The sequence below is a fragment of the Enterococcus sp. DIV0703 genome (assembly GCF_051711065.1).
GTDB lineage: Bacteria > Bacillota > Bacilli > Lactobacillales > Enterococcaceae > Enterococcus_B > Enterococcus_B hirae.
Genome location: NZ_JBIOLX010000001.1, coordinates 794,414 through 820,491 on the forward strand (window position 1 = coordinate 794,414; position 26,078 = coordinate 820,491).

The 26,078-nt window shown below is 35.7% G+C and carries 19 protein-coding genes; all 19 read left to right on the forward strand.

What is annotated here, in order from left to right; translation table 11 throughout:
- Nucleotides 1–12 precede the first annotated feature (12 nt).
- The 19 genes from rfbB to IGK81_RS03820 all read left to right on the forward strand — a co-directional run bounded on the left by rfbB (nucleotide 13) and on the right by IGK81_RS03820 (nucleotide 26,037).
- The gene (gene rfbB, locus IGK81_RS03730; protein WP_010719743.1) at nucleotides 13–1,041 is read left to right on the forward strand and encodes a dTDP-glucose 4,6-dehydratase; all 1,029 of its coding nucleotides are present in this window, start codon (nucleotides 13–15) and stop codon (nucleotides 1,039–1,041) included.
- A gap of 181 nt (nucleotides 1,042–1,222) precedes the next feature.
- Complete coding sequence (gene rfbD / locus IGK81_RS03735) at nucleotides 1,223–2,071, forward strand: dTDP-4-dehydrorhamnose reductase (RefSeq protein WP_014834184.1); 849 nt, start codon at nucleotides 1,223–1,225, stop codon at nucleotides 2,069–2,071.
- A 51-nt stretch (nucleotides 2,072–2,122) separates the two neighbouring features.
- Nucleotides 2,123–4,174 (forward strand): DUF7657 domain-containing protein, encoded by a 2,052-nt coding sequence (locus tag IGK81_RS03740; protein WP_034698853.1) that lies wholly within the window; start codon nucleotides 2,123–2,125, stop codon nucleotides 4,172–4,174.
- Between the two features lie 222 nt (nucleotides 4,175–4,396).
- Nucleotides 4,397–5,650 carry an EpaQ family protein gene (locus IGK81_RS03745; RefSeq protein ID WP_034698855.1) on the forward strand — a complete coding sequence of 418 codons (1,254 nt, stop codon included), beginning with the start codon at nucleotides 4,397–4,399 and terminating at the stop codon, nucleotides 5,648–5,650.
- 213 nt (nucleotides 5,651–5,863) lie between these two features.
- Nucleotides 5,864–6,670 (forward strand): ABC transporter permease, encoded by an 807-nt coding sequence (locus IGK81_RS03750; protein ID WP_010719739.1) that lies wholly within the window; start codon nucleotides 5,864–5,866, stop codon nucleotides 6,668–6,670.
- An 11-nt stretch (nucleotides 6,671–6,681) separates the two neighbouring features.
- Nucleotides 6,682–7,902 carry an ABC transporter ATP-binding protein gene (locus IGK81_RS03755; RefSeq protein WP_010719738.1) on the forward strand — a complete coding sequence of 407 codons (1,221 nt, stop codon included), beginning with the start codon at nucleotides 6,682–6,684 and terminating at the stop codon, nucleotides 7,900–7,902.
- Entirely contained in the window at nucleotides 7,892–9,478 is a 1,587-nt protein-coding gene (locus tag IGK81_RS03760) for a class I SAM-dependent methyltransferase (protein WP_034698860.1), read from the forward strand. The genes IGK81_RS03755 and IGK81_RS03760 overlap by 11 nt, the downstream gene beginning before the upstream one ends.
- Nucleotides 9,479–9,515: 37 nt before the next feature.
- Nucleotides 9,516–11,654: a glycosyltransferase family 2 protein gene (locus IGK81_RS03765; protein WP_034698862.1), complete on the forward strand. Its 2,139-nt coding sequence runs from the start codon at nucleotides 9,516–9,518 to the stop codon at nucleotides 11,652–11,654.
- A 205-nt stretch (nucleotides 11,655–11,859) separates the two neighbouring features.
- Nucleotides 11,860–13,251 (forward strand): sugar transferase, encoded by a 1,392-nt coding sequence (locus tag IGK81_RS03770; protein WP_010738174.1) that lies wholly within the window; start codon nucleotides 11,860–11,862, stop codon nucleotides 13,249–13,251.
- Between the two features lie 17 nt (nucleotides 13,252–13,268).
- Nucleotides 13,269–14,309: a glycosyltransferase family 2 protein gene (locus IGK81_RS03775; RefSeq protein WP_034698865.1), complete on the forward strand. Its 1,041-nt coding sequence runs from the start codon at nucleotides 13,269–13,271 to the stop codon at nucleotides 14,307–14,309.
- Nucleotides 14,310–14,561: 252 nt separating this feature from the next.
- Entirely contained in the window at nucleotides 14,562–15,407 is an 846-nt protein-coding gene (locus IGK81_RS03780) for a LicD family protein (RefSeq protein WP_010719733.1), read from the forward strand.
- Between the two features lie 12 nt (nucleotides 15,408–15,419).
- Complete coding sequence (locus IGK81_RS03785; RefSeq protein WP_034698868.1) at nucleotides 15,420–18,137, forward strand: DUF5776 domain-containing protein; 2,718 nt, start codon at nucleotides 15,420–15,422, stop codon at nucleotides 18,135–18,137.
- Nucleotides 18,138–18,371: 234 nt separating this feature from the next.
- The gene (locus IGK81_RS03790; protein WP_010719731.1) at nucleotides 18,372–19,073 is read left to right on the forward strand and encodes an IspD/TarI family cytidylyltransferase; all 702 of its coding nucleotides are present in this window, start codon (nucleotides 18,372–18,374) and stop codon (nucleotides 19,071–19,073) included.
- 9 nt (nucleotides 19,074–19,082) lie between these two features.
- The gene (locus IGK81_RS03795) at nucleotides 19,083–20,144 is read left to right on the forward strand and encodes an NAD-dependent epimerase/dehydratase family protein (protein ID WP_010719730.1); all 1,062 of its coding nucleotides are present in this window, start codon (nucleotides 19,083–19,085) and stop codon (nucleotides 20,142–20,144) included.
- Nucleotides 20,137–21,111, forward strand: coding sequence for a glycosyltransferase family 2 protein (locus IGK81_RS03800; RefSeq protein WP_010719729.1), 975 nt, complete (start codon nucleotides 20,137–20,139; stop codon nucleotides 21,109–21,111). The genes IGK81_RS03795 and IGK81_RS03800 overlap by 8 nt, the downstream gene beginning before the upstream one ends.
- A gap of 40 nt (nucleotides 21,112–21,151) precedes the next feature.
- Nucleotides 21,152–22,588, forward strand: coding sequence for an O-antigen ligase family protein (locus IGK81_RS03805; protein ID WP_034698870.1), 1,437 nt, complete (start codon nucleotides 21,152–21,154; stop codon nucleotides 22,586–22,588).
- Between the two features lie 138 nt (nucleotides 22,589–22,726).
- Entirely contained in the window at nucleotides 22,727–23,551 is an 825-nt protein-coding gene (locus IGK81_RS03810) for a LicD family protein (protein WP_034698873.1), read from the forward strand.
- Nucleotides 23,552–23,631: 80 nt separating this feature from the next.
- Nucleotides 23,632–24,603, forward strand: a complete 972-nt coding sequence (locus tag IGK81_RS03815; RefSeq protein WP_010719726.1) for a glycosyltransferase — start codon at nucleotides 23,632–23,634, stop codon at nucleotides 24,601–24,603.
- Nucleotides 24,604–24,612: 9 nt separating this feature from the next.
- Nucleotides 24,613–26,037, forward strand: a complete 1,425-nt coding sequence (locus tag IGK81_RS03820) for a lipopolysaccharide biosynthesis protein (protein WP_010738167.1) — start codon at nucleotides 24,613–24,615, stop codon at nucleotides 26,035–26,037.
- The last annotated feature ends 41 nt before the right edge of the window (nucleotides 26,038–26,078 follow it).

Sequence of the window (26,078 nt, forward strand, 5' to 3'; positions counted from 1 at the left end):
GAGAATTTTTATATGAAAAATATCATTGTTACTGGTGGTGCCGGATTTATCGGCTCAAATTTCGTCCACTATGTGGTCAATCATCATCCAGAGGTTCATGTTACGGTGTTAGATAAATTGACTTATGCTGGGAATAAAGAGAACTTAGCAGGGCTACCTAGTGACCGTGTAGAATTAGTCGTTGGTGATGTTGCGGATGCAGAATTAGTGGATCGTTTAGTCAAAGAAGCAGACGCCGTAGTCCACTATGCAGCAGAATCGCATAACGATAATTCGCTAAAAGATCCATTTCCTTTTGTCCAAACCAATATTATTGGTACGTACACCCTGTTAGAAGCTTGTCGTAAATACAATGTTCGTTACCATCATGTATCCACCGATGAAGTGTATGGGGATTTACCTTTACGTGAAGATTTACCAGGTCATGGAGAAGGCGAAGGGGAAAAATTTACAGCTGAAACACCTTATAACCCATCAAGTCCATATTCTTCAACTAAAGCGGGCTCTGATCTATTAGTGAAAGCTTGGGTTCGTTCATTTGGGTTGCAAGCAACGATCTCAAATTGTTCAAACAACTATGGACCATATCAACATATTGAAAAATTTATTCCTCGTCAAGTTACTAATATCTTAAGTGGTATACGTCCAAAACTATATGGTGAAGGAAAAAACGTTCGCGATTGGATCCATACGAATGATCATTCATCTGCGGTTTGGTTGATTTTGACTAAAGGAAAAATCGGTGAAACTTATTTGATCGGTGCCGATGGGGAAGAAGATAACAAAACAGTCATGGAATTGATTTTGGAACTTATGGGACAACCCAAAGATGCTTACGACCATGTCAACGATCGTGCAGGACATGATTTACGTTATGCAATTGATTCGACAAGGTTACGTGAGGAGCTAGGTTGGCAACCTGAATTTACCAACTTCCGTGATGGTTTAGCTGATACAATCAAATGGTATGAAGAACACCAAGATTGGTGGAAGAAAGAAAAAGAAGCTGTGGAAGCAGCCTATGCCAAAAATGGTCAATAAATGAGGATAAGCCGGATTTAATGAACTCTCAAAAAATTCGGGTAAAAAAGACACGCATGAAGTTGTAAAACGTGCAGAAAAAAATTAGTATAAAAATAGGAATTGTTTATTGGCAATTGTAAGGGGAGCTGTGACAGATGTTGCAGACCCCTTTTTAAAACAAAAAAGAGGAGAGATCAGAATGTTCTTATTAACCGGAGGAAATGGTCAACTTGGAACGGAATTACGCCATTTATTAGATGAAAAAGGAATGGCTTATGTGTCAACTGATGCTGCTGAGCTGGATATTACTGATGCAGAAAAAACAATGGAGTATATTACAAACTTAAAGCCAGAAATTATTTTTCATTGTGCAGCGTATACAGCCGTTGATAAAGCAGAAGAAGAAGGCAAAGAATTAGATGAGAAGATTAACGTTGATGGAACTAAAAATGTGGCATTGGCTGCAAAAGCAGTGAATGCTAAATTAGTATATATCAGTACGGATTATGTCTTTGATGGCAAAAAGAAAGACCAAGAATACCGCGAAGACGATCCAACTAACCCATTGAATGAGTATGGTCGCACAAAATTATTAGGGGAACAAGCGGTTCAAGAAATCTTAGAAGACTATTATATTATCCGTACTTCATGGGTATTTGGTGTTTATGGACATAATTTTGTCTTTACAATGCAACGTTTAGCCGAAACGCATGATCGTTTAACTATTGTCAATGATCAATATGGTCGCCCAACTTGGACTCGAACACTTGCTGAATTTATGGTATATGTGATTGAAAAACAAGCACCTTACGGCGTATATCAGTTATCCAATGAAAATAGCTGTTCATGGTATGAATTTGCCAAAGAAATCTTAAAAGATACGGATGTCGAAGTAGCACCAGTCACTTCAGCAGAGTATCCACAAAAAGCAGTTCGCCCACAATATTCTGTGATGAGTCTAAAGAAAGCAGAAGATCTAGGCTTTGTCATTCCAACATGGCAAGAAGCATTAGCAAAAATGTTGGAAGCAGCTGAAAGTTTGAAATAGCAAACTTGTTTTTCCGTAAAAAAAAGAACAAACTAGAAATTGGAGAATCGCATGGAAAAACAAACAAGACGCGCGCAACGAACAGCCGTGAAGCCTGAGCGCACAGATCATTCTGTTCTTGATGTCTTTCTAAAACTTCGTTACCTCATCGGATTGCTAGTCATTGTAGTTATTGTAACGTTTAATTTGAATGGTAGTTCATTGGGTGTATGGGATAAATATGTATCGCAACGAGATGACGGAAAGAAAACTGATGTCATCTTCGGGCAAAATAGGGAAGTTCGTTCAGATGAATGGCTCGTGCAAACACCTTTTTATCTTTCACAAGCTGAAAATGACTATCCTTTAGTAAATCCCGATTATTCCTTAAATGGACAAAATATGATCATTGCTTATAATTCTCCTGTTAAAGATATCACAGTTATTGGTAAACCATTCAATTGGGGATTCTTTTTCTTGGGAAGAGATCGTGGGCTTTCGTTTTATTGGGCAATGAAATTAGTGGTCATGGTTTTATTGGGGTATGAAGTTTTAATGATTTTGACAAAAAGAAAAAAAGCTTTATCACTCGTAGGCGCCTTTGCCTTAACTTTCTCACCAGCAGTCCAGTGGTGGTTCATGCAACACGTGGGAGATCTGATTTTCTTCACATTAGGACTAATGGTTGCTTTTTATCATTATTTTTACCAACATCAAAAAAAATGGGTACGAGCAATGATGATGAGTTTGATCGTCATATTTGGTCTAGGTTTTATCCTGGTGATTTATCCAGCCCATCAAGTTATGCTTGCTTATTTACTTGTCTTTTATTTTGTTGGGTTATTGCTCTATTATGGGAAGCGAATCACTTGGGATTGGTTTGATGCAGTACTGATCATTGGGGCAATATTATTTATAGGTGGCGTACTGATCCACTTTTGGTTAACCTCTAAAGATGCGTTACTGGCTTCTTTAAATACCTTATATCCAGGAAAACGAGTAAGTACAGGAGGAAAATGGCATTTAGGAGAGTTCTTTTATTTTCTGACAAACTGGAAAATTTCGTTTAAAGATATCAATTTTTCTAATAATTCTGAAGTTGCTCTGTTTTATCATTTCTTCCCGACCGTCTTTTTAGCAAGCCCATTTGTTTTATTTGGTAAAAAAAATAGTGAACAAAAACTGTTTGGACGGATTTTAATGCTCTTTTGTCTGTTTTCAATTTATTGGATTACTTTAGGATTACCAAAATGGCTCGCTGAACTCACTTTATTATCTTACGTGCCACCTTTTAGAGCAATCTTAACCTTTAGTTTTGCAGCTTGCCTCTTAACCATATGGTTTATTGCCTATATTTGGCAAGAAGATGTGATCCCAACATGGTATAAATTTTTCCTATTGTTGGCGAACGCGGGAATCTTTACGTATGCTTTGGTCAATTCCAAAATGACAAAATACTTTACCGAATTTGAGATCACCATGATCGTGATTGTTGGTACGTTAATCCTGGCATTTATTCTGTTCCGACGTTGTCGATTGTTCTATCTTTCGTTTATCGCTTTGATTGTAGCTTCAGGTTTCTTTGTGAACCCAGTTGTAGAAGGAACTGGTGCGATCTTTGAAAAGACTCTGGCAAAAGAGATAAAAACAATTGATCAGGCAGATCCACAACAAGTATGGTTAACAGAAGATGAGCTGTATAACTTTACACCAACATTAGGCGTAAAAGCTTTTAATTCGGTACGCTTTTATCCAGACATGAAGGCATGGGCTAAAATTGATCCAGATAAAAAATATGAAAAATATTATAATCGATATGCCCACACACGTGCCTTTATTGCTAAAGAAAAAACTTCATTTGTTTTAGATCGTCCAGATATGTTTTCTGTGACCCTCAACTTTAAAGATGCTGAAAAGCTTGGAATCAAATACGTGGTCAGCAAACGCCCGTTAACTGATTATAATCAATTGTACCAAGCACAATTCACTCAACTATACGGTCCTGATAAAGATGGTTATATGATTTTTGAAGTAACCTATCCTGAAAACGATCCATCTACAGCCAATAATGCTGTGAATAATACGGATAACCAAGTAGATGAATGGTCGTATACAGGCGGTTGAGCAAGTAATTATTAGGTATTGAGTAATTGATATGGGAGTGTAAGGAAGTAAATTTCTTTACTGCTTCTTCTGAAATTGCTCAGTACCTATTTTTAGGTTCCATGTTTTTTCTTTTAAAAAGACTGGATGAAGCACTAAAAGTGAGTTTTTTATCAATTAATCTAAAAATAGCATTGCCGTTTGTTTTTAAAAAACAGTATAATAAAACAGTATGAAAGGAGGATGGAGATTATTCAGACGGTTATTGGAAAATTAATAAATAAAATGAGTGTTGGATTACTGATTCTATTTCTTTCTGCTATTTATTTTGTATGGACAGCAGGCCTAGGCAATGCTCAAGCGCTTTTTTTATATGACAACAGTGCGCAATTTGTTACGTTTGGCATTGTCATTTTATTTATTTTAAACGTATATAAAGGACGAAGAGCTGACTTTATTTTTTTAGCAGCGGCAATGCTTATTTATTTTCTGTTTGATCATTTCCGTGAAGTAAGAGCAAGTTCTATGAATGTAGATCTTTTGATCCCGCTAATCATAGTCTTTTGTTTGACGGTTAAATGGATTCAGTTTGATAAGTTAGATCGTTCGATTTTTATTTTAGTATGTTATGTCTTTCTTGGCATTACGTTATACCGCATTTTTACTGAAATAAAAATTCCTGATGGTGAAAGTATTTGGTTGCCTGATAATAAAGTTTCCGATATTTGGATCAACACGAATACGATTGGTAGTACTTTAATGACCCTCTCCTTACTGATCAGTGGGTTTGCCAGTTCATTTGAGCGCTGGTATGTTCGGGTATTCGTTGGATTTCCGAGTGTGATTGCTGGGATTATTGGTATCTGGGTCTGTCAATCAAAAGGTGCTTTAGTTGCGATGATCGTATTTGTTTTACTGGATATTTGGCCAAAACAATTGTACAAAGTAATACGAGCGCCATTTTTAGCCTACATGATTGTCACGATTTTTGCGTTGCCAGTTTCTTACTTAGCAGCTCATTCCGAGCATCTAAATCTCTTTACTGGTCGTGAAGAAATTTGGTTGAAATTCTATGAGACTATTTCAGAAAAAAGCGAACAAGTCTGGGTTGGAATGAAACCGTTCATTTTTCAACGTGGAAATCAATTTTTAGGAAATCACAATAGTTATAATTCATTTTTAAATCTATATGGATTGCTGGGTGTCATCATCGCAGGGGTACTAGTCTTAATCTATGTAGGCCGATTGACCTTAAAAGCAGATTTATCGAATGGACAAGTAACCTTTTTATGGGCATTCTTTGCAGTGATGATCCAATCCTTTATGGAAGATACTTTAACTTCTTTTCCGTGGGTACCTATCATCTATCTGTTATTGGGAATGGCAAGTCACCGGTATGATGATTTAAAAAACGTTGCAAACAAGCGGAAAATAGCGAATCAACAAACGAGGGAAACGACAGACGGCTCTCTATCAAGAGTGGCACGCCGACATTAAATATTTAGATAAGAGCTAGTTGAAACAAGTGATTCTTGGGTCAGCTAGCTTTTTGCTTCATTGCAATTAAATTATTTCTTATGTAAAATAAAAATGTTAGCGTAAAGTTGCTTAATAGAAAATTAAGAAACTAAGAATATCACAGTCCGTGAGTAAAAGTGTGGTAAAATGGCACATGACTGTAATTAACAGAATTTGCTTGGAGGAACACAAATGTTTAAAGATCTGTTTTTATTTATGAAGGATATCTACCAGAATAGAAAGCTCTTGCTTCAGTTTTCAGTGAATGACTTTAAGTCTCGCTATGCGGGCTCTTTTTTGGGAATTTTATGGGCATTCATTAATCCTGTCTTTACCGTATTGATTTATTGGTTGGTCTTTGGTTTTGGATTAAAGGCAGCGATGACAGATGGAAAATATCCTTTTATTGTTTATTTGATTACGGGAATGATCCCATGGTTCTTTTTTTCTGACGCGTTTACATCAACGACGTTAGTTTTCAGAGAATACACTTATTTAGTAAAAAAAGTTGTATTTAATATCCGCATTTTACCAACTACGAAAATTTTATCGAATCTATATGCACATCTTTTCTTTATTTTCGTTGGTTTAGTGGTGGTTATTGGACATGGAATCTATCCAACCTGGATGACGCTCCAACTGATTTATTATTTATTCTGTATGTGTGCTTTTTTAACCGGCTTAACATGGTTGACAGCATCAATTCAACCATTTCTACCAGACATCATGCAATTGATCACGATTGTCCTACAGTTGGTTATGTGGACATTGCCAATCCTTTGGAGTCCAAGTCAGTTCAATCCAGTGATCGTTCAAATCTTAAAACTAAACCCACTTTATTATGTCGTGCAAGGATATCGTGAGTCTTTCTTAGGACAAGCTTGGTTCTGGGAACACGGAATGTATACTCTCTATTTCTGGGTATTTACGCTAGCTATCTTCGTTATTGGATCTGCTGTGTTCCGTAGATTGAAACCACATTTTTCAGATGTGCTGTAAGGAGTATGAATATGACTGAATATGCGATTAAATTAAAAAACATTACAAAATCTTATAATATGTACGCAAAACCATCTGACCGTTTTCGTGAAGCATTGAATCCCTTTAAAAAATCTTATCATGACGTTTTTTATGCGTTGAAAAATATCAATGTGGAAATTAAAAAAGGGGAAATGATCGGTTTTGTCGGAGAAAATGGTTCAGGAAAATCCACCATGCTCAAAATCATTACTGGCGTTTTGACGCCCACATCTGGAACAATGGAGATTGAAGGGAAAATATCTGCACTATTAGAACTAGGTTCTGGGTTCAACCCCGAATATTCTGGCTATGACAATATTTATTTGAATGGCATGGTGTTAGGTTTTTCTCGTGAAGAAATCGATGGAATGGTCGGAGACATCATTGAATTTGCTGATATCGGCGAACATATTTACCAACCAGTAAAAACATATTCCAGTGGGATGTTTGTTCGTTTAGCCTTTGCGGTAGCTATCAATGTCAATCCAGATATCTTGATTGTCGATGAGGCTCTAGCTGTAGGGGACCTTGAGTTCCAGTTGAAATGTATGGAGAAATTTACTGAAATCAAGAACTCAGGTAAAACGATCTTATTCGTTTCCCATGACATCAGTTCGATCCGCCGTTTTTGTGATCGATCCTATTGGCTAAAAAATGGTGAAGTAGTTGAATATGGGGATACCATGGATGTCACAACAAACTATGAAAACTTTTTAAAGAAAAAATCAGTCAAAACAGTTGATCGAAATAAAAATCAAATGGAACGTTTTGCAGCGCCTGACATCGTTGATGTACTGAGTGCGGAATTATTGGATAAAGAAAAAAATCCTGTTGACGTGCTTGATCAAGGCGAAACACTGTATGTCAAAGTAACCTATGAAGTAAAAGATGATTCGATCAAGAATCCTGTTTTAGGGATTGCCTTACGGACCGTCGATAATTTTTACGTTTGTGGTTTAAATACACTGTTGGACGGCATCAAAATCCCTTGGAAAAAAGGCAAAAATGTTTTCTATTTAGAATATGAAAAACTAGGCCTGCTAGCTGGTGAATATTATTTTGATGTGGCAATTTTTGAAGAAAATGCCACCGTACCTTTAGTTTACAAAACAAAATATATGAACTTATTTGTTAATGGTTCATATATTGGGGAAGGAATCGTGGTCTTAGACCATAAATGGGAAGAAGGTTATCTAGCCGATGAAGTATGATTTTGAAATGGACTTAGATGAACAAAGTAGTGTAGGGAAAATTGCTGCCCAAATTAAACCAGGCAGCAAAGTCTTGGAATTTGGACCGGGAAACGGCCGATTGACCAAACATTTAATCGGAGCCAAAAATTGTCAAGTAAGTATCGTCGAATTAGATAAAGAATTATTCGATTTTGTCAGTGAATTTTCACAAGATGGTTTTTATGGAGATATTGAAAGTTTTGAGTGGGCAAACTATTATGCAGGGCAAACCTTTGATTATATCCTTTTTGCCGATGTTTTAGAACATTTAGTGAACCCAGCTGAAACATTAAAAAAAGTGAGAGAATTTCTCAATGAAGATGGAGAAATTTTAATCACATTTCCGAATTTAGTCCATAATTCTGTGCTGATCCATTTATTCAACAATGAGTTACCATGGGCTTCTTATGGCTTATTAGATGAAACACATAATTCTTTTTACACACACGAAGGTTTTAAAAAAGTGTTTGAAAAAGCTGGTTTATCTATTAATATTGAGGATTACCTTTACTTAGCTGTCGGAGACACAGAATTAAATTCAACTTATGAAGAATTACCCGAAGCAGTTCGCTATGAGTTCAAAATGCGACCTTTCGGAGAAGTTTATCAATACTTCTTTTCTTTGAAAAAACACACTGAGAATAGTCACATCTCACAACCACAAAATTCGAATTATGTTCGAATGGTGGAAGTGATCCAAAAGACTGCAAACAAAGAAGTCTCCCAAAAATATCCTTTCAACAATTATACGGGAGAAAACCAAACATTGACTTTTCCAATTGCCGGGGATGTCGAATCGGTCATTTTTAAATTTGCTGATCAACCAAGTTTTATCGAATTTAGCGGGGAGTTGGCGGGGAACAAAATTGCTTTCATCCAATCTAATGCAGTAATCAAAACACAAAATGATTGCTATTTATTTGATGGTGAAGTAACGCCACAATTTACTCTATTTGATGTCGCAGGTCAAGAATTGACGATCCATTGTCATTATCGGTTTATCGGGGAATTGACACAAACCATGAAAGAACTACTTGAGGCAGTCAAACCTTTAGCGCAGATCGAGCAACGTCTAATGGCACAAATCACTTCGCTGAAAAAAGAAAATGAACAAGTGCGATTGACAAATGAAAAATTAGATAACGAATTACAGATGACGACTGACCGTTATTGTAAACTGATAACTGAGGAAGAATTCGCAATTAAACCAAGAAACCGCAAGCTTCGATCGAAAGAAACAGCAAAGAAAATTCAAGCAAAGGCGATTTCTCTATGCGTGGATAGCAAGCATTGGGATCCAGAAACGAAAATTTTGACAATCAATGGTTGGGGAATTTCTAACGCACAACGTCAGCCGTTATCCTATAAGTTATCTGTGAACCAAGCACCATTTTTTCAAGCCTTGCAGTTTGAACGGCCAGAAGTAAATGAGGCGGAACAATTGCCAGCGGGAACAAAAGCTGGTTTTGAATTGCAAATAAGATGTGAACGAGAAAAATCTTTTTTAATTGAAGCTGTTGCTGAAAATGGCGAATCCTGGTTTATCGAGATATAAGAACGAACTTATTTTTAATAAAGGAGAACAAAAGCTCGTGCAAAAAAAAGAGATTGCTGTATTTATAGACCGAATTACTCGTGAAAGAGCAACTGGGGATTTATTGATTGTTGGCTGGGCGGTTGATGAGGTGACGAAAGAAATTCCGATCATTAAAGTCGATAAGGACAAAGTATCTGCCGAAGTCACCAATGTTGTTCGTTTGGATATCAATCATTTATACAATCTGGATGTGAAAACACCGAGTGGTTTCAACATCCGATTATCTGGAAGAATGAAAGGTAAAGCGATTTTAGATTTCCAAACAAAATCCCATCAAAATGGGATTGCGGTGAAATTGAATGGTCGTTATCCGTATGACGATGGCCTTGAAACAAACTGGGAAAAGAAAAAAAGATTGCTTCAAAAAGGATTCAATTATGCACGGACACACGGAGTGAAAAAAGCGATCCGACGTGTCAAGTTTGAAATGAAACCAGCTTCTGTTGATTATACTGAATGGATCAAACGTCATGAACAGTTTGATCTCCAAAAGCAACGTCAAGATGCTAAAGGATTTGAATATCGTCCATTAATCTCAGTACTTATGCCAGTCTACAATGTCGAAATCAAATGGCTGGAAAAATGTATTGATTCTGTTTTAAAACAAACGTATGATCACTGGGAACTATGTATCAGTGATGATGCATCAACTGATCCTAAAATCAGAAAATGTTTAGAAAAGTATCAAGCTAAAGATCAACGAATCAAAGTCGTTTTTAGAGAAAAAAATGGGCATATCAGTCTAGCGACCAATTCTGCTTTGGAAATGGCAACAGGAGAGTTCATAGCGTTGTTAGATAATGATGATGAACTACCGCCTTATGCGTTGTTTGAAGTCGCAAGCGTCTTGAATCAGCGTCCTGAACTTGATGTCATTTATAGCGATGAAGATAAGATCGATGCAGAAGGTCAGCGTTTTGATCCTCATTTTAAAGCGGATTGGTCACCAGATACTTTAATGGGCAATAATTATATTTCACATTTAGGGGTTTATCGTACCAGCTTAGTTAAAGAAATCGGTGGATTTAGAAAAGGATATGAAGGTTCTCAAGATTATGACTTGGTACTACGAATCACTGAGCAGATCCCAGCTGATCACATTTATCACATTGATAAAGTACTGTATCACTGGCGCACGATTCCGGGATCTACTGCCAGCAATGGTGAAGCGAAGAGCTATATTTATGATTCTGGAGTCAAGGCATTGACTGATGCACTCGATCGTAGAGGAATTAAAGGAAAAGTTCGTCCTGGACGAATCTCTGGTTTCTACGAGGTCAATTATGAAGTGCTGCAAGAAGACTTAGTTAGTGTCATTATTCCCACTAAAAACGGATATGATGACTTAAAACTATGTATCGACTCAATTATTGACAAAACAACCTATTCCAACTATGAGATCATTGTTGCTGATAACGGTAGTACCGATCCTAAGATGCAGGAACTATTTAAGGAATACCAGCAACGACTAAACGAACGTTTTATAGTGGAATTGATCGATATACCTTTCAATTATTCTAGGATCAACAATCTAGCGGCAGAAAAAGCAAGTGGCAAATATTTATTGTTCTTAAACAATGACACGGAAGTTATTGAGCCTGAGTGGATGACCAATATGGTTGCCTATGCGCAATTTGATCGAATTGGCTGTGTCGGTGCCAAACTTTACTACCCAGATGATACGACACAACATGCTGGTGTGTTAGTTGGTATTGGTGGCGTTGCTGGTCATGCGTTGAACAACTATGACCAAACACACTGTGGTTACTTTGGTCGGTTAGTCATCGATGTCAATTACTTAGCGGTAACAGCTGCCTGTATGATGGTCAAAGCCAGTGATTTTCATGCGGTCCATGGCTTTGATGAAACATTAGCAGTCGCTTTCAATGATGTGGATTTATGCCTGAAAATTTATGAGCTAGGTCGATATAACGTTTATGCCCATCAAGTTGAACTTTATCATTTTGAATCAAAATCAAGAGGCTATGAAGATACGCCTGAGAAGCAAAAACGTTTTGCAGGTGAGATAAAGAAAATGCAAGTGAAATGGCCAGGATATATCAACCATGATCCTTTTTATAACGATAATCTGACAAAAGAAGGAATTGGAGATTTTTCATTAAGACCAGATTAATTAAGAAATGAAAATAGAAACTATCATGCAATCAGTTAAGAAAGCATGGTAGTTTTTTTTCGTAAAATGAGATATTAAAAGCAAGCGTTATAATTGTAGAGCAGTAGTTTTTTGTAATTCTGTTACAATTTGTTTATTCACTAGGCTTTTAAACCCTGCTATGGTAAGATAATAGGTGCATTATTTTGTGATTAGGAGTGTATATATGAATAAAAATGGGGAATGGAGTGCTGCAAGACGAATATTCATTATTTTAATGGATGTTTTGATGTACAATGTAGCCATATATAGCAGTTTCTTACTGAAATTTCATGGGGAAATACCCATGCGGAATTTTGAAACTTTTCAACATTCAGCAATCTTTATTTCTGTTATATTTATTGCCTTGAATATCTTATTGGGCGTATATGTTTTTTATAATCGAACGGTCAGCGATATCGTGTTTGTCACGGTTATTGGTCAAGTCTTAATGACATTGGGGATCATGGTCGTCACCTTTGCTGGACGCTGGTTTGCTTTCCCACGAGGCGTAATTTTACTGTCATTTGTGCTAGCGACCATTTTATTGAGTCTTTACAGAATATTAATCTATAAGTTGTACTTGAAAGTCAGTCGTGATAAGAAAGTCGTGATCGTTGGATCAGAAAAAGATGTGGCACCGGCCATACAAAATTTCAGTTCTAAAAAAAATAATAAGCATAAAGTAGAAGCGGTTGTCATCGATCACTACTATGAAAATGTGAAAAAAATGATTGATCAAATGGATATCGTCTATCTGGCTTCACATATTGAAGAAGCAGAAAAAGTAAAAATCTATCAACTAGTGACAAAAAATGAGAAGAAATTATTTCTCAATACGACATTTGAAAACTTAACGATGATCAATCCAAACATCATGAACTTTGAAGATGAAAGTATTATTGAAGCTTCAGGCTTCAGGATTCCACCAGAATATGAATTATTCAAGCGGTTGTTTGATATTATCGTTTCGTTGATTTTACTGATCATAGCCTCACCTTTCATGTTATTAACTGCTATTTTAGTAAAAGTTACTTCACCGGGTCCGGTTATTTATAAACAAATTCGGATCACTAAAAATCAAAAAGAATTTTCAATCTATAAATTTCGCTCGATGACTGCGACTGCAGAAGCCAAATCAGGACCTGTTTTGGCTAAGAGCAACGATGCTCGTGTCACTCCAGTGGGTAAATTTATCCGAGCAGTTCGTTTTGATGAATTACCACAAATCTTTAATGTATTAAAGGGAGACATGTCGATCGTTGGTCCTCGACCAGAACGTCCTTTCTTTGTTGATCAATTTAATGCGGAAAATCCTTATTACTATTTGAGACACAATGTACGTGCTGGGATAACGGGTTATGCGCAAGTTTATGGGAAATACGTATCAGATTACAACAGTAAATTACGGTTTGATTTACTTTACATCAAGAAATATTCTTTATTGCTCGATTTAAAAATATTATTACAAACCATTAAAATTCTTTTTGATAAGATGTCTTCTCAAGGCTTGGAAGAAGATGAGAATGTTCATTCATTGGCAGAGATTGCTTTTCCAAAAGAGAAAATCTTTCGCTAGTTGAGAGGTAGTGAAAAATGAGTAACCCAAAATTTAGTATCGTCATACCCATTTATAATGCTGAAAGCACGATTGCTCGTACGATCGCATCTTTAAAAGAATTTGATTTTACTGATTATGAAGTTTTGTTAATCAATGATGGTTCGACAGATCAAACGGAAGCAATCATTACGAGACTTATTGAGAACGACCCTAAATTTCGACTGATCACAACGGCTAATCAAGGGCCTGGTTTAGCAAGAAATGAAGGGATTATGCAAGCCCAAGGAACTTACATCTTATTTTTTGATGCGGATGATACGCCGAAAAAAGAAGTTTTATCTGATTATGACAAGCTTTTAGCTAAACATCCAGACACCGATTTGATCGTTAGTTCGTTTATCTTTCGAACGATGGACGGAGAACAGATTATTTCAGAAAAAGAAAATTTAGTGACGGAGCATCATTATCAAAGTCATGATAGTTTTATAAAAGACATGTATCGATTAATGAACGATCAGTTGATGTATGTAGTTTGGAATAAATGTTATCGAAGGGATATTTTAAAACAGAATCAGCTTCTTTTTAAAGGATACAATAGCTGTGAAGACCGTATTTTTAATTTGCATTATTATAAATATTGTCAAAATGTCCTGATGAACCCGAAAATTTCTTATATCTATGAATTTGAAGGTGGCAAAGGAATCACGAATCAGTACCGTCCCAATAAATTTAGTACCTTCAAAGAGTTCTACCAATTAGCAAATGAAGTGACGAATGAAGTCGATAAGCCAGGAATGGCAGCTCTCCATTTAAAAGGAACGACGTCGGTCATCTTTTCTATCTATGGCACTTCGACACGGACAGCAAAAGAAAAAAAAGCTGAAGCAAAGCAAATATTAATGGATCCAACTATTGTTGAGGCGAAAAAAATTGCTTGCACCGACTCTACAGTAAAAAAAGTAACGAAGCAATTGTATAACCTGCCTTGTTCATTCTTTTTAACTGCTGTACGCATCGGAAGTTTTGTTGAAATAAAGATGCCAGGATTGATGGCAACACTAAAACGAGTGTATTAAATAAGCGACCGGAATAGCAGGGTGATATCATTTGCTTTTCAATCGAAATAAAAAAGCAGTGACAGCTGTCATGGCTTTATTCTCACATTTATAAAAGTGTTAGGATAAAAGTTTCTTCTAACACACTATTTATTCGAGTTTGGGTCTTTAGGTTTTCCTTTTGACCCACACTCTTTTTTTGCAAATTTAGACAGATTCTATTTCGGATAAAAAAATAGTTATGATAAAATAAAAATAGAGGGAGCTGTAAGTATGTATAGTAATGATCCTGAATTAAGAAATGTCCAGCAGGTAGTGTTAGAAATCGCTCAATATTTTGTCGATTTTTGTAATAAACACGACCTACTTTGTTATTTTTGTGGCGGTGGCTGTATTGGCTCTATCCGTCATCAAGGTTTTATTCCTTGGGATGATGACTTGGATTTTTTTATGCCTAGACAAGATTATGAAAAAATAAAAGAACTATGGCCAAAATATGCTGATGTTGAACGCTATCCGCTATTGGTTGCTTCTGAGAATTACAATGATCATAATTCATTTATGACCATTCGAGATGCAAATACCACATTTGTCAAAACGTATCAAGAAGGAATGGCTATTCCTCATGGTATACCGATTGATATTTTTCCTTTGGACGGTGCGCCTGAAAAAAGTGCGCAACGGAAAATCCAAAAAATGTGGGCGCTCGTTTATGCATTGTTTTGTTCTCAGGTTGTGCCCGAAAAACATGGGGGAATGATGGCAACAGGTAGCAAGGTGCTTTTAAGTACGTTCTCTTCGCCCAAAATCCGCTATAAGATTTGGCGTTTTGCAGAAAAACAAATGAGTAAGTACTCATTCGGATCGACACCTTATGTCACAGAATTATGTGTCGGACCTAAATATATGGGAAATATTTACCATTTGGAAGATTTTAAATCAGCGATTGTTGTTCCCTTTGAAGAGACAAAAATGCCAATTCCTGTTGGGTATGACCGCTATTTGAAACAGGTCTTTGGTGACTACATGCAATTGCCCCCTGAAGAAGAACAACAGCCTCATCATGAAGCTGTTCTTGTTGATACTAAAAAAGCTTACAAAGTAAACGATACAGTATGAAGGAGAAAAGAGATGAAACGGATTTTTTCTGGTGTACTTTTATGTACATTATTATTAAATAGCTCTATTTCCAATACTTATGCAATTGAAAATATAGCTAAAACTTCTCAATCTAGTCAAGAACAGAAGGCTATGAATGAAGTGGGAACTGAAGAAAAGCAAATGAACGACTCGTCTGATTCAGCAACACTTACCACAACTAACGATACAAAACAATCGGATAGTTCGACAACTACGGAAACATCTACGGCTGAGACTTCTTCGACAGAATCCAGTATGACCAGCAGCTCGACAATCCCCACTCAAGAAAGTACCAGCACTTCGGGTTCCGAGACCGCCAATTCTACGAGTGATTCTACCGAGGTCCAACCAGATGCTAGTCAAGGTGATTCAAGAGAAGATGCTGAACTCGGGAAAAGAGGGACAAACCATAAAAAAGGTACTTATGCCATGCAACCGTCTGGCAGTCAGTATGGGATTATGACGAGAATGAGGGAACCTGATAGTGTATATGCCGATAATCCTAATTTACCAAGAAAAGACTTCATTGATGTCGCTAGTTGGAATGGAACAATCTCTGTTGCTGAGTATCAAAAAATTAAAAGTTACGGGGTTACGGGAGTAACCGTCAAGCTCACTGAAGGAACATCTTATACTAATCCGTATGCGCAAAGTCAAATCAACAATGCTAAAGCTGCAGGACTAAGCGTGTCCGCTTATCATTATAGCTTGTATACATCTGTCCAGACGGCTCAAGCAGAGGCAAAATATTTTGCACAAGCAGCGTCAAAATTCGGTTTGCCCAAAAATGCGATCATGTTCGATGACGCAGAAGACCCAAACTTGATTTCCAACGGACGCGATACGCAAAAAAATGCTTTGGCTTTTAATCAACAACTAAAAAATCTTGGGTATTCTAATGCTGCACTATATCTTAGTAGAGGCTGGCTAGATAGTGGGTACATCAATCCTGCTCCCTTTAATAAAGAACGTATATGGGTCGCACAATATCCTTATACTCCAACACAATCGATGCAGTGGAACAATGATTATGGCGCTTGGCAGTGGTCGTCTAAAATGTATTTCCCAGGTTTGGCAAATTATCAATCTCGTCCTTTTGACATGTCGATGATTTACAGTTCCTTTTTTGGAAGACCAAATACAGGAACCGGACCTGATCTAAATAATTACTATACGACCAATCCTGGAAGAGTCATCCTCAAGAAGGATGATTGTTTTTACAATGATGTGAATTTTACCAGTCCTGGAATGACTGTTAAAGAAAATACTTTAGTTACTGTGAAAAGTATTCAAACAACCGCTAGTGGGATTCCACGCTTATTTACAGATCACGGTTATTTAACAGCAAATAAATCATATGTTGTAGCGGCTCAAAGCAATATTGATTCTTATTTTACAACGAATCCTAAAAAAGTCCGTTTGAAGACCGATGATTATTTTTATGCAGATACAGCTTTTACCCAACGTTTGAATAAAGTCACGAAAGGTACAGTGGTGGAAGTAGAAAGCTTAGCTTACACGGACTCTGGTATTTTCCGATTAAAAACAAAAAATGGCTATTTGACTGCGAATAAAAATTTGGTCGAACAGTATCGTGATATCTCTGATATGTACTATATGACAAATCCAGGACAAGTCATTGCTCAGACAAATGATCGTTTTTACCAAGATGTCGAGTTTACAAAACCAGGAGAATCAGTCTCAGCCGGTACGGTCATCAAAGTAACGGGAATTGAAAAAACAAAGAGTGGGATACCTCGATTAAAAACAAATAAAGGCTTTTATACAGCAAATAGAGACTACGTGATCGCAACTGTAGCATCAATTGATAATTACTATACGAAAAACCCTGTTCGAATCGTCATGAAAGCCAATGATACTTACTATCGAGACACAGACTTTCTCCATAAAGGAAAAACAGTGACGAAAGGGTCGCTTGTATCTGTTACAGGTGTCGTATATCGTGAAGGTCAAGTACCGCGATTGCTTACGCCCGATGGCTATTTGACGGCTAATAAAGAGTATGTGCAAGAAGTGCCAGATAATATCTCAAACTATTATTATAGTAATCCAGGATATGTGGTCATGAAGACAAATGATACGTATTATCATGATGTCAATTTCAGTCAAAAAGGGGAGGCAGTCTCTAAAAATGAATTGATTGAAGTGCAAAATGTGGTATTTACAAGTGGTGGAATCCCACGGTTAAAAACGGCAAAAGGCTATTTGACAGCAAATAGAGGTTATGTAACACAATTAGTGAGTGACAGTGATAATTACTTTATCGAAAATCCAAGAAAAATTGTTATGTTGAGGGATGATCGCTATTATTCTGACATAGACTTTAAACAACCAAGTACCGCAATTGCGAAAGGTACGGTGATCGATGTCTTAGGTATCGAGTATACAGCTGGTGGAATCCCACGATTAAAAACCAATAAGGGATATGTTACAGCTAATAAAGGGTATGTTACAGCTGCTGCGAATGCAAATGATAATTATTTTGTGACGAATCCTAAAAGAGTTCAACTGTTGATGAATGATTACTACTATAAAGATCTCAGTTTTACGCAAAAAGGAGCAGCAATTAGCAAAGGAACGATCGTAGAGATCCAATCAATCGAATATACCCCATCAGGACTTCCACGATTAAAAACAGCTGATGGTTATGTGACTGCAAATAAAAAGTATGTTCAAAAAGTAAACTAAAAATAAATAAATCAACACATCAATCGAATGTTCTATCATTCTTTTGATGTGTTGTTTTTTTGTATAATACTTATATTTCACCGAGGCTCAGTGGAAAACATTGAAAGTTATTGGCAGTTGTGAGAAAATGTAAAAGGTTAAATATGGTTTTTATTGAACGGATAGTGAAATAATAGGCAAGTTTTCAATACCTATTTAGTATAAATACACATAAAAGAAAGGAATTTATCTCATATGATTACAGCTATAATTATTGCCGGTGGCGTTGGCAAACGAATGGGGCAGGATATACCAAAACAATTTATTAATATCGAGGGGAAGCCCATCATTATTTATACATTGGAGTCATTCCAACACCATCCACAGATTGATCGAATTCTTGTTGTATGTAAATCAGGTTGGGAAGAAACCATGTGGGCTTATATCAAAGAGTTCAATATCAGTAAAGTCCAATGGGTGATTACTGGCGGATCTAAAGGACAAGAATCAATCAATAACGGTGTACAATTTTTAAAAGATTATTCAGAGGATGATGACACAATTATCATTCATGACGGTATCCGTCCATTGGTGGATGAACTCGTCCTATCAGATGTGATTGTGAAATGTAAGGAATATGGAAATGGTGTGACTTCATTACCGTATAATGAACAGATTTTTATTAAGAAAACCGAAGAAACGACACAACAATATGTGGATCGTAATACGTTACGACGTGTTTCAACTCCACAAGCATACCAATATGGTAAACTACTTTCTGCTTATAATCGGGCGGTCAAAGAAAATATTGGAATGACAGACTCATCTTATACCAATACGATGATGGTGGACTTAGGTGAAACCTTGTATTTTGCGGCTGGTTCTGATAAAAATATCAAATTGACCACAACCGATGATTTAGAGCTTTTCAAAGCATATTTAAAAATGAAAGATTAGGTGAAGAGGATGTCTTTAATAAATAATCCACTATATAAAGATGATTTGCTGAAGGTAGTCGAACATACTCCTGATTTAAAAAGTTTGGATGGTCAATCTTTACTCATGATTGGTGCCTCAGGTATGATTGGTTCTTTTTTAGTCGATACGTTAATGTTAGCAAACCAGTATTTAGGGGTTAATATTAAAGTATATGCAATGGGAAGAAATCGTCAAAGATTGGAAGAACGATTCTCTCCGTATATCTCTGATCAAAATTTTGAGATCATCGAAGGAGACGTGACAGATCCGTTGCCTTTTTCTATTAAGGCTGACTATATCATCCACGGTGCAAGCAATACCCATCCAAAAGCTTATGCAACCGATCCAATTGGCACGATTATGACGAATCTTGCTGGTACAGAACAAGTATTGAAACATGCTGTAGCAACAGAACCGAAAAGAGTGCTTTTCCTTTCAACTGTAGAGATCTATGGCGAAAATCGTGGAGACGTTGAAAAGTTTTCGGAAGATTATTGTGGTTATATTGATTGCAATACTTTACGTGCCGGCTATCCGGAAGGTAAGAGAGTCAGTGAGTCCCTTTGTCAGGCATATATTGCGAAGCATCAATTAGATATTGTGATTCCAAGATTATGCCGTACATTTGGCCCAACGATGTTGTTATCTGACTCTAAGGCTTCTTCTCAATTTATCTTGAATGCAGTGCATGAAGAAGATATTGTATTAAAGAGTGAAGGAAACCAGTATTTTTCCTATATTTATGTAGGTGATGCTGTTTCAGCGATGCTTCATCTCCTTATTCACGGTCAGATTGGAGAAGCTTATAATATCTCTAATGACAGTTTTGATTTGCATCTAAAAGAGCTTGCTCAAAAACTTGCTGAAATTAGTGGGAAGCAAGTCATTTTTGAATTACCTGATGCAATTGAACAACAAGGCTTTTCTAAAGCAAATACGGCTATTTTAAATAATGAAAAAATTAAAGATACTGGCTGGTTCCCGATCTTTAGTCTAGAAGAATCACTGAAGCATACAGTACAGTTAGTTAAGGATGAAATACATGTGTGAAATTAGTATCATCGTACCTGTTTATAAAGTTGAAAAATATTTAAAAAAATGTGTAGATTCCATTCTCGCTCAGACTTTTTCCGATTTTGAACTGATTTTAGTGGATGACGGTTCACCTGATAATAGTGGACGTATTTGTGATGACTATGCAAAGAAGGATGCTCGTGTACGGGTCGTCCACAAACAAAATGGTGGATTGAGTAGTGCAAGAAACGCGGGAATCGAAGTAGCCAAAGGAAAATATTTGGGCTTTGTTGACAGTGACGACTATATCGCAGAAGATATGTATGAACTTTTATATAAAGCAATCATCAAAGAAGAGGCAGACTTATCGATCTGTGGTATTTATGATGTCTACGAGGGAAAAGATCCGATAATCAAACCCACAATCAAAAAAACAGTAACCGCTGAAGAAGCGTTATTATTAATTTTACAAGGAAATATCATCTCTGTTCATGCAGTGAACAAACTCTATAAGCGAGAACTGTTTTCAACTATCCGCTATCCAGAGGGAAAATATCATGAAGATTCTTTTATTATTGTAGATTTATTGAATCAATGCCACAAAGTAGCCATTGATTCTGAACAAAAGTACTATTATTATCATCGTCTTGGAAGTATCAATACAGAAAGTTTTTCAGAAAAACAATTTGAATTTATTGAAGCTTGGGAAAACAATGAAATAAAGCTCAAAGACCGAAGTCAAGAAATCAAAAAAGCAGCACATCAACGTGTTTGTTTTGCTAACTTTTTAGTTCTCGATAAGATTATAGTAGCAAACGTAACGGATCGTCCGGAAACAAAAGAAATCGTAAGTTATTTAAGACATAACTTTCGATTCATTATGGAGAATGAGATATTTACCAAGAGTCGTAAGTTTTCTACATTACTCTTAATGATTAGCTTACATTTATATAAGTTTCCAGTAGAATTTAGAAGGAAACATATAACTAAAACTAAAGATTAACCGTTACGGTGATTGATCTTTTATACTAATGGAGGATAAAATGTTTACTAAATTTTCAAAGCAATTCCATAGTATAGGACAAAAAATAGCATTGCCCTATATTGTTTTTTTTGAGCTTGTCTTAATCTGTCGGATGGTTAGTGTTTATTCCACACTACCACCAAAAATCGATTCCATCTTTTCGATGATTATCATGTTATTATCAGGAATCATTTTCCTTAGCCACTTTTTACCAATGATTCTCGAAAAAAAGAAAATAAAAATTGAATATTGGTTAATTATTTTTATAGTGATTCTAGCAATCAGTACATTGTTGAATCGAGAATATGCTTTCACGGAAAACATCAAACTGATTATTTGGCAATGTATCTTTTTCTTTTGTGTATTTGAAGTGGGAAGAGAAAATAATAAAAAACTATTTACTGTGTTTGAAACGATTCTTTTAGTTGTTTGGTCTGCACTTGTCCTATTTTCTCTTTATTTGTTTTTTGCTCGTGTAAGTTTTTCTACGCCAGTTAAATCATTGTATTATGGCATGCGAATCGGTTTTTTTGAAAATCGTCTTTATGGGATTTTTGTTGATCCAAACTATGCGACAACTATTTCATTGGTTTGTATTATTTTTGCCCTTAGAAAAGCTATTTTTAATCAAAAGCTATGGGTGAAAGTTCTTTCTATTTTTGTTATGTTTGTTCAATTTAGCTATATTTCTCTCTCAGGTTCAAGATCTGGTATGATCCAATTGGTAGTTGCGGCCTTTTTTGGTGTTTTCTTCTTTTACTTATTTTATCAGTCGAAAAAAAATCAATCGTTAGTATTGAAAGTAGTAGGAGCAACAGTCCTAGCTGCGATTAGTTCAGCCGTTGTTTTTGGTGGCGTATCATTGATGAAAACAGGTTACGTCAATGTAGCAAACCGTGTGGAAATCACAAGTCCTAAGGTCGTTGACTTTTTTGAAAAAGATTCAGAGAAAAAAATTCCTGACGAAAAATTGGTCACTACCGAAAGACCGGATGTTGTTGAAAATAAAGATATTTCTAACAGTCGTTTTGCTTTATGGAAAAGTGCAACTGAATTGATGCGACTTGAACCCATTTTCGGAACAACACCAAAAGGTTTTGTGGCAATTGCCAAAGCTAAAATCCCAGAGACTCATATTGCTAAAACGGGGCAAACACCTCACAGTGCCTTTTTCTATCTATTAGCAGCAACTGGTATCTCTGGAACAATTGTTTTTGTCCTGTTTTTACTATCAAAAATGTGGCAGTCTTTGCGGATTCTATTTGCTACAAAGCAAAAAAATTATCTGGAATTTCTGATAGATAATCAAATTGTGTTGATCATCTTAGTCTCTAGTTTATTGATAACTGAAATTATACTAACTAGACGTTCTGCAACATTTATTTTCTGGTTGTATTTAGGAAAACTGCAATATGATTTCGATCAACAAAAACAATTGAACAGACTGGAAAAATAATTAAGGTAATAGGAAAAATCCTTGCAGAGAAACAAAGGATGCAAGGATATTTTCTATTATTGGTCAATTTGACGATCAAAGGCAAATAAATATTCCCATTCGTTAGTAAAAAATTTAATTGGATATAGGAGACTTCTTATGAGAGAATTAACAATGGCAGAGGTACAAAAAAAAGCAGTTGATATTTTAGTTTATATTGATAAAATCTGTCGTGAAAACAACCTAAAATATACCATATTTTATGGAAGTCTGATTGGTGTTGAACGCCATCAAGGTTTTATCCCTTGGGATGATGATATTGATATCGTGATGCCCCGACCAGATTATGAAGAATTGCTTTTGATCTTAAAAAATGATACAAATTACAAGTTGTTGTCCTTTGAAACAAGAGAAAATTTTAGATATCCATTTGCAAAAGTGATTGACCCAAAAACTGTAGCTAAAACAAAGCAGTTTTTTAGTGGGGAAGAACCTGATTTAGGCGTTTTTGTTGATATTTTTCCTATTGACGGCATTCCAGATTCTGCTACAGAACGTCAAGCTTTAAGAGAGACAACAGAGAATTATCGTCTAAACTTAATGGACACTTTGGGATTAGCTTATGCTCGAAGCTTTGATTTTTTGAAAGCAGTCGTAAAATTAGTAGTGCGTTATCCTCATCATAAAAAATTATTGAAAATTGGAGATAATGTCTATTGGCAAAAAAAATATCAAGAAGCTGCTAAAAAAATCCGATTTGGAGATACGGACACATGTGGTTATTTAGAATGGATTCATATTGATTGGGGTGTTTTTCCAACGCAATGGTTTACTGAATATGAAGACGTCGAATTTGAAGGACACAAAGTAATGGCTATCAAAAATAGAGGAGATTTTCTTACATTGCGTTACGGAGATTACATGACAATGCCACCGGAAAATGAACGCGTGACACACCATCCGTATAACTTTTACGAAAAATAGCCTCTCGAAATGGTTACAAAAAGTAAGACGAAACAACAAAGTAGCATCTTTAATACTATATCTTAGAAGGAGTGAAGTAAATGCGTGAAAAACTGCAAACAACTGTTGTAATGGCTACATATAATGGCGAAAAAAATATTATAGAACAGCTCAATTCTTTGAAAAATCAATCTCAAAAAATTGATGAAGTTATCATAAAAGATGATTGTTCAACTGATCAGACAGTCAATATTGTACGAAAATTCATTGAAGAAAATCAGTTACAGGCTACCTGGCAATTGATTGTTAATGAAGAAAACGTTGGATGGCGAAAAAACTTTTTTAAACTGCTGGATTTAGCAAGTAAAGATGTTGTGTTTACTTGTGACCAAGATGATATTTGGCATGAAAAAAAGATTGAAGAAATGAGTCGTACTTTTGCGAATCAACAAGTTCAAGTTTTAGTATCAGATTATCATGAATTAGTAGAGCCAGGTGGTTTAGCAGAAGAGTTAAAACGGGTTGATACAGAAAAAATAGAGGGACAATCAGAAGAACGAGTGGTTTTTAATGAAAACAACTTATTCCTAAGACGTCCAGGCTGTGTCTATGCTATTCGCCAAAGCTTTATTGCGAATGTGATGCTTTATGCTTCAAGAATGGAGAATGCAGTCCATGATATGTCCATGTGGGGAAGTGCTGTTTTAAGCAATGGGTTATTTCTCTTAAGAAAACCGTTGATTGAATGGCGTAAACATGGTCAAAGCTCTTTTAAAAAAGAAATTGACCAAGCAAACAAAGTAACAGCCTACCAAAAAAGACTAAATACGTTACGACGAAGATTGCAACGTGTACATGCAGCCAATAACTATTTAGCTAATTTAACTGATATAGATGATTTTGAGAAGAAACAAAAAATGCTCTTGTCAATGATTGATGAACTAGAAATGCGTATTGCTATATTAGAAAAGGAACAGTTATCAACAATTCTTGCTTCTTTCTTCCGCTATAAGCGTAAATTTTATTTTGGTACTGATATCTATCATCTTATAAAATATAAGTCAGGAAAGTGAGGTATCAGCATGAACCATAAAGCAAAAGCTGTCGCAAAAAATCTATATTATACCGTAGCAGCTAACTTTGCTACATTAGGTATTTCTGTCCTTTTAAATTTATTTGTTCCAAAATTATTAGGAGTGACTGAATATAGTTATTGGCAACTCTATGTCTTTTATTCTTCTTATGTAGGATTCTTACATTTTGGTTGGATTGATGGTATTTACTTGAAAATCGGTGGAGAAGAGTACAAAGACATTGATAAACGTTCTTTAGGATCACAGTTTTGGTATTTAGCGATATTTGAATTTTTTGTTTCGATTTTCGTTATTTTATGGGCTTACTTCTTTATGCCTGGAGAATACCAAGCACTGATCTTGATTTTGACAGCTGTTGTTTCTGTAGTGACCATCGTTAAAACATTTATTCTCTATATTTTCCAATCAACAAATAGGATTAAAGAGTATGCACAGTTATCAAGAAATGATCGCTATTTATATGTTGTCTTAATCGGTATATATTTTGCCACAGGTGGGCGGGAATTTTACTGGTTGATCATTATGGATATCATTTCAAAATTAGTGATTACAATTTGGGGAATGACCCGAATAAAAGATATGCTACAAGTTAAAATGATTGGTCTAAAAGAACTAGTACCTGAAATCTTAGATAACATTAATATTGGTAGCAAATTAATGTTGAGTAGTATTGCTAGTATGTTAATTATGGGTACGATCCGTTTCTTTGTTCAACAACAATGGTCAATCCAGACTTTTGGTAAATTATCTTTTACTTTAAGTATCTCTAATATGTTTTTGACCTTTATCAATGCGGTGGGGATCGTCATGTTCCCGCTTTTAAGAAGAACAAATCGAGATCGTCTCTCTTCTTTGTTTCAAACACTAAGAGGTGTATTTGTTCCTTTGACGTATGCTATTTTGATTTTTTATATTCCAGCAAAAATCGTTTTAGGCATGTGGCTACCTGAATATGAAGTTAGTTTAAGATTCATGGGGATCTTATTTCCAATCGTTATCTATGAAGGAAGAATGTCCTTATTAATCAATACCTATTTGAAGACATTGCGTAAAGAAAAAACGATTCTAATGGTAAACGTCTTGACGTTGACCTTATCCTTACTTCTTTCTCTATTCGTCATTTTCATCATAGGGAATTTAAACTTAACTGTCGGATTAATACTTGCTAGTTTAGCATTCCGTTGTAATTTAGCTGAATTTTTCTTGTGTAGAGATATGAATATTAAAATTGGTGCTAAAATGTTTTTAGAAACCTGTCTAACTTTATTATTCATTTTTAGTAATCTTTGGTTTGATGGCACTTATATGAGTATGGTTGCCTATATTGTGATATATATCATTTATTTAGTGATTGTCCATCGTGGTTTTTTGAGCGACTTAAAAGATTTGCGATACTTAGTCAAAGATCATTAATATAAAGAAGACAGTGAGGGACTGTGACAAAAGACTTGTCA

Coding starts and splice junctions, on each gene's coding strand:
- rfbB (WP_010719743.1), top strand. CDS start 13: ATGAAAAATATCATTGTTACTGGTGGTGCCGGATTTATCGGCTCAAAT.
- rfbD (WP_014834184.1), top strand. CDS start 1,223: ATGTTCTTATTAACCGGAGGAAATGGTCAACTTGGAACGGAATTACGC.
- IGK81_RS03740 (WP_034698853.1), top strand. CDS start 2,123: ATGGAAAAACAAACAAGACGCGCGCAACGAACAGCCGTGAAGCCTGAG.
- IGK81_RS03745 (WP_034698855.1), top strand. CDS start 4,397: ATGGAGATTATTCAGACGGTTATTGGAAAATTAATAAATAAAATGAGT.
- IGK81_RS03750 (WP_010719739.1), top strand. CDS start 5,864: ATGTTTAAAGATCTGTTTTTATTTATGAAGGATATCTACCAGAATAGA.
- IGK81_RS03755 (WP_010719738.1), top strand. CDS start 6,682: ATGACTGAATATGCGATTAAATTAAAAAACATTACAAAATCTTATAAT.
- IGK81_RS03760 (WP_034698860.1), top strand. CDS start 7,892: ATGAAGTATGATTTTGAAATGGACTTAGATGAACAAAGTAGTGTAGGG.
- IGK81_RS03770 (WP_010738174.1), top strand. CDS start 11,860: ATGAATAAAAATGGGGAATGGAGTGCTGCAAGACGAATATTCATTATT.
- IGK81_RS03775 (WP_034698865.1), top strand. CDS start 13,269: ATGAGTAACCCAAAATTTAGTATCGTCATACCCATTTATAATGCTGAA.
- IGK81_RS03780 (WP_010719733.1), top strand. CDS start 14,562: ATGTATAGTAATGATCCTGAATTAAGAAATGTCCAGCAGGTAGTGTTA.
- IGK81_RS03785 (WP_034698868.1), top strand. CDS start 15,420: ATGAAACGGATTTTTTCTGGTGTACTTTTATGTACATTATTATTAAAT.
- IGK81_RS03790 (WP_010719731.1), top strand. CDS start 18,372: ATGATTACAGCTATAATTATTGCCGGTGGCGTTGGCAAACGAATGGGG.
- IGK81_RS03795 (WP_010719730.1), top strand. CDS start 19,083: ATGTCTTTAATAAATAATCCACTATATAAAGATGATTTGCTGAAGGTA.
- IGK81_RS03800 (WP_010719729.1), top strand. CDS start 20,137: ATGTGTGAAATTAGTATCATCGTACCTGTTTATAAAGTTGAAAAATAT.
- IGK81_RS03805 (WP_034698870.1), top strand. CDS start 21,152: ATGTTTACTAAATTTTCAAAGCAATTCCATAGTATAGGACAAAAAATA.
- IGK81_RS03810 (WP_034698873.1), top strand. CDS start 22,727: ATGAGAGAATTAACAATGGCAGAGGTACAAAAAAAAGCAGTTGATATT.
- IGK81_RS03815 (WP_010719726.1), top strand. CDS start 23,632: ATGCGTGAAAAACTGCAAACAACTGTTGTAATGGCTACATATAATGGC.
- IGK81_RS03820 (WP_010738167.1), top strand. CDS start 24,613: ATGAACCATAAAGCAAAAGCTGTCGCAAAAAATCTATATTATACCGTA.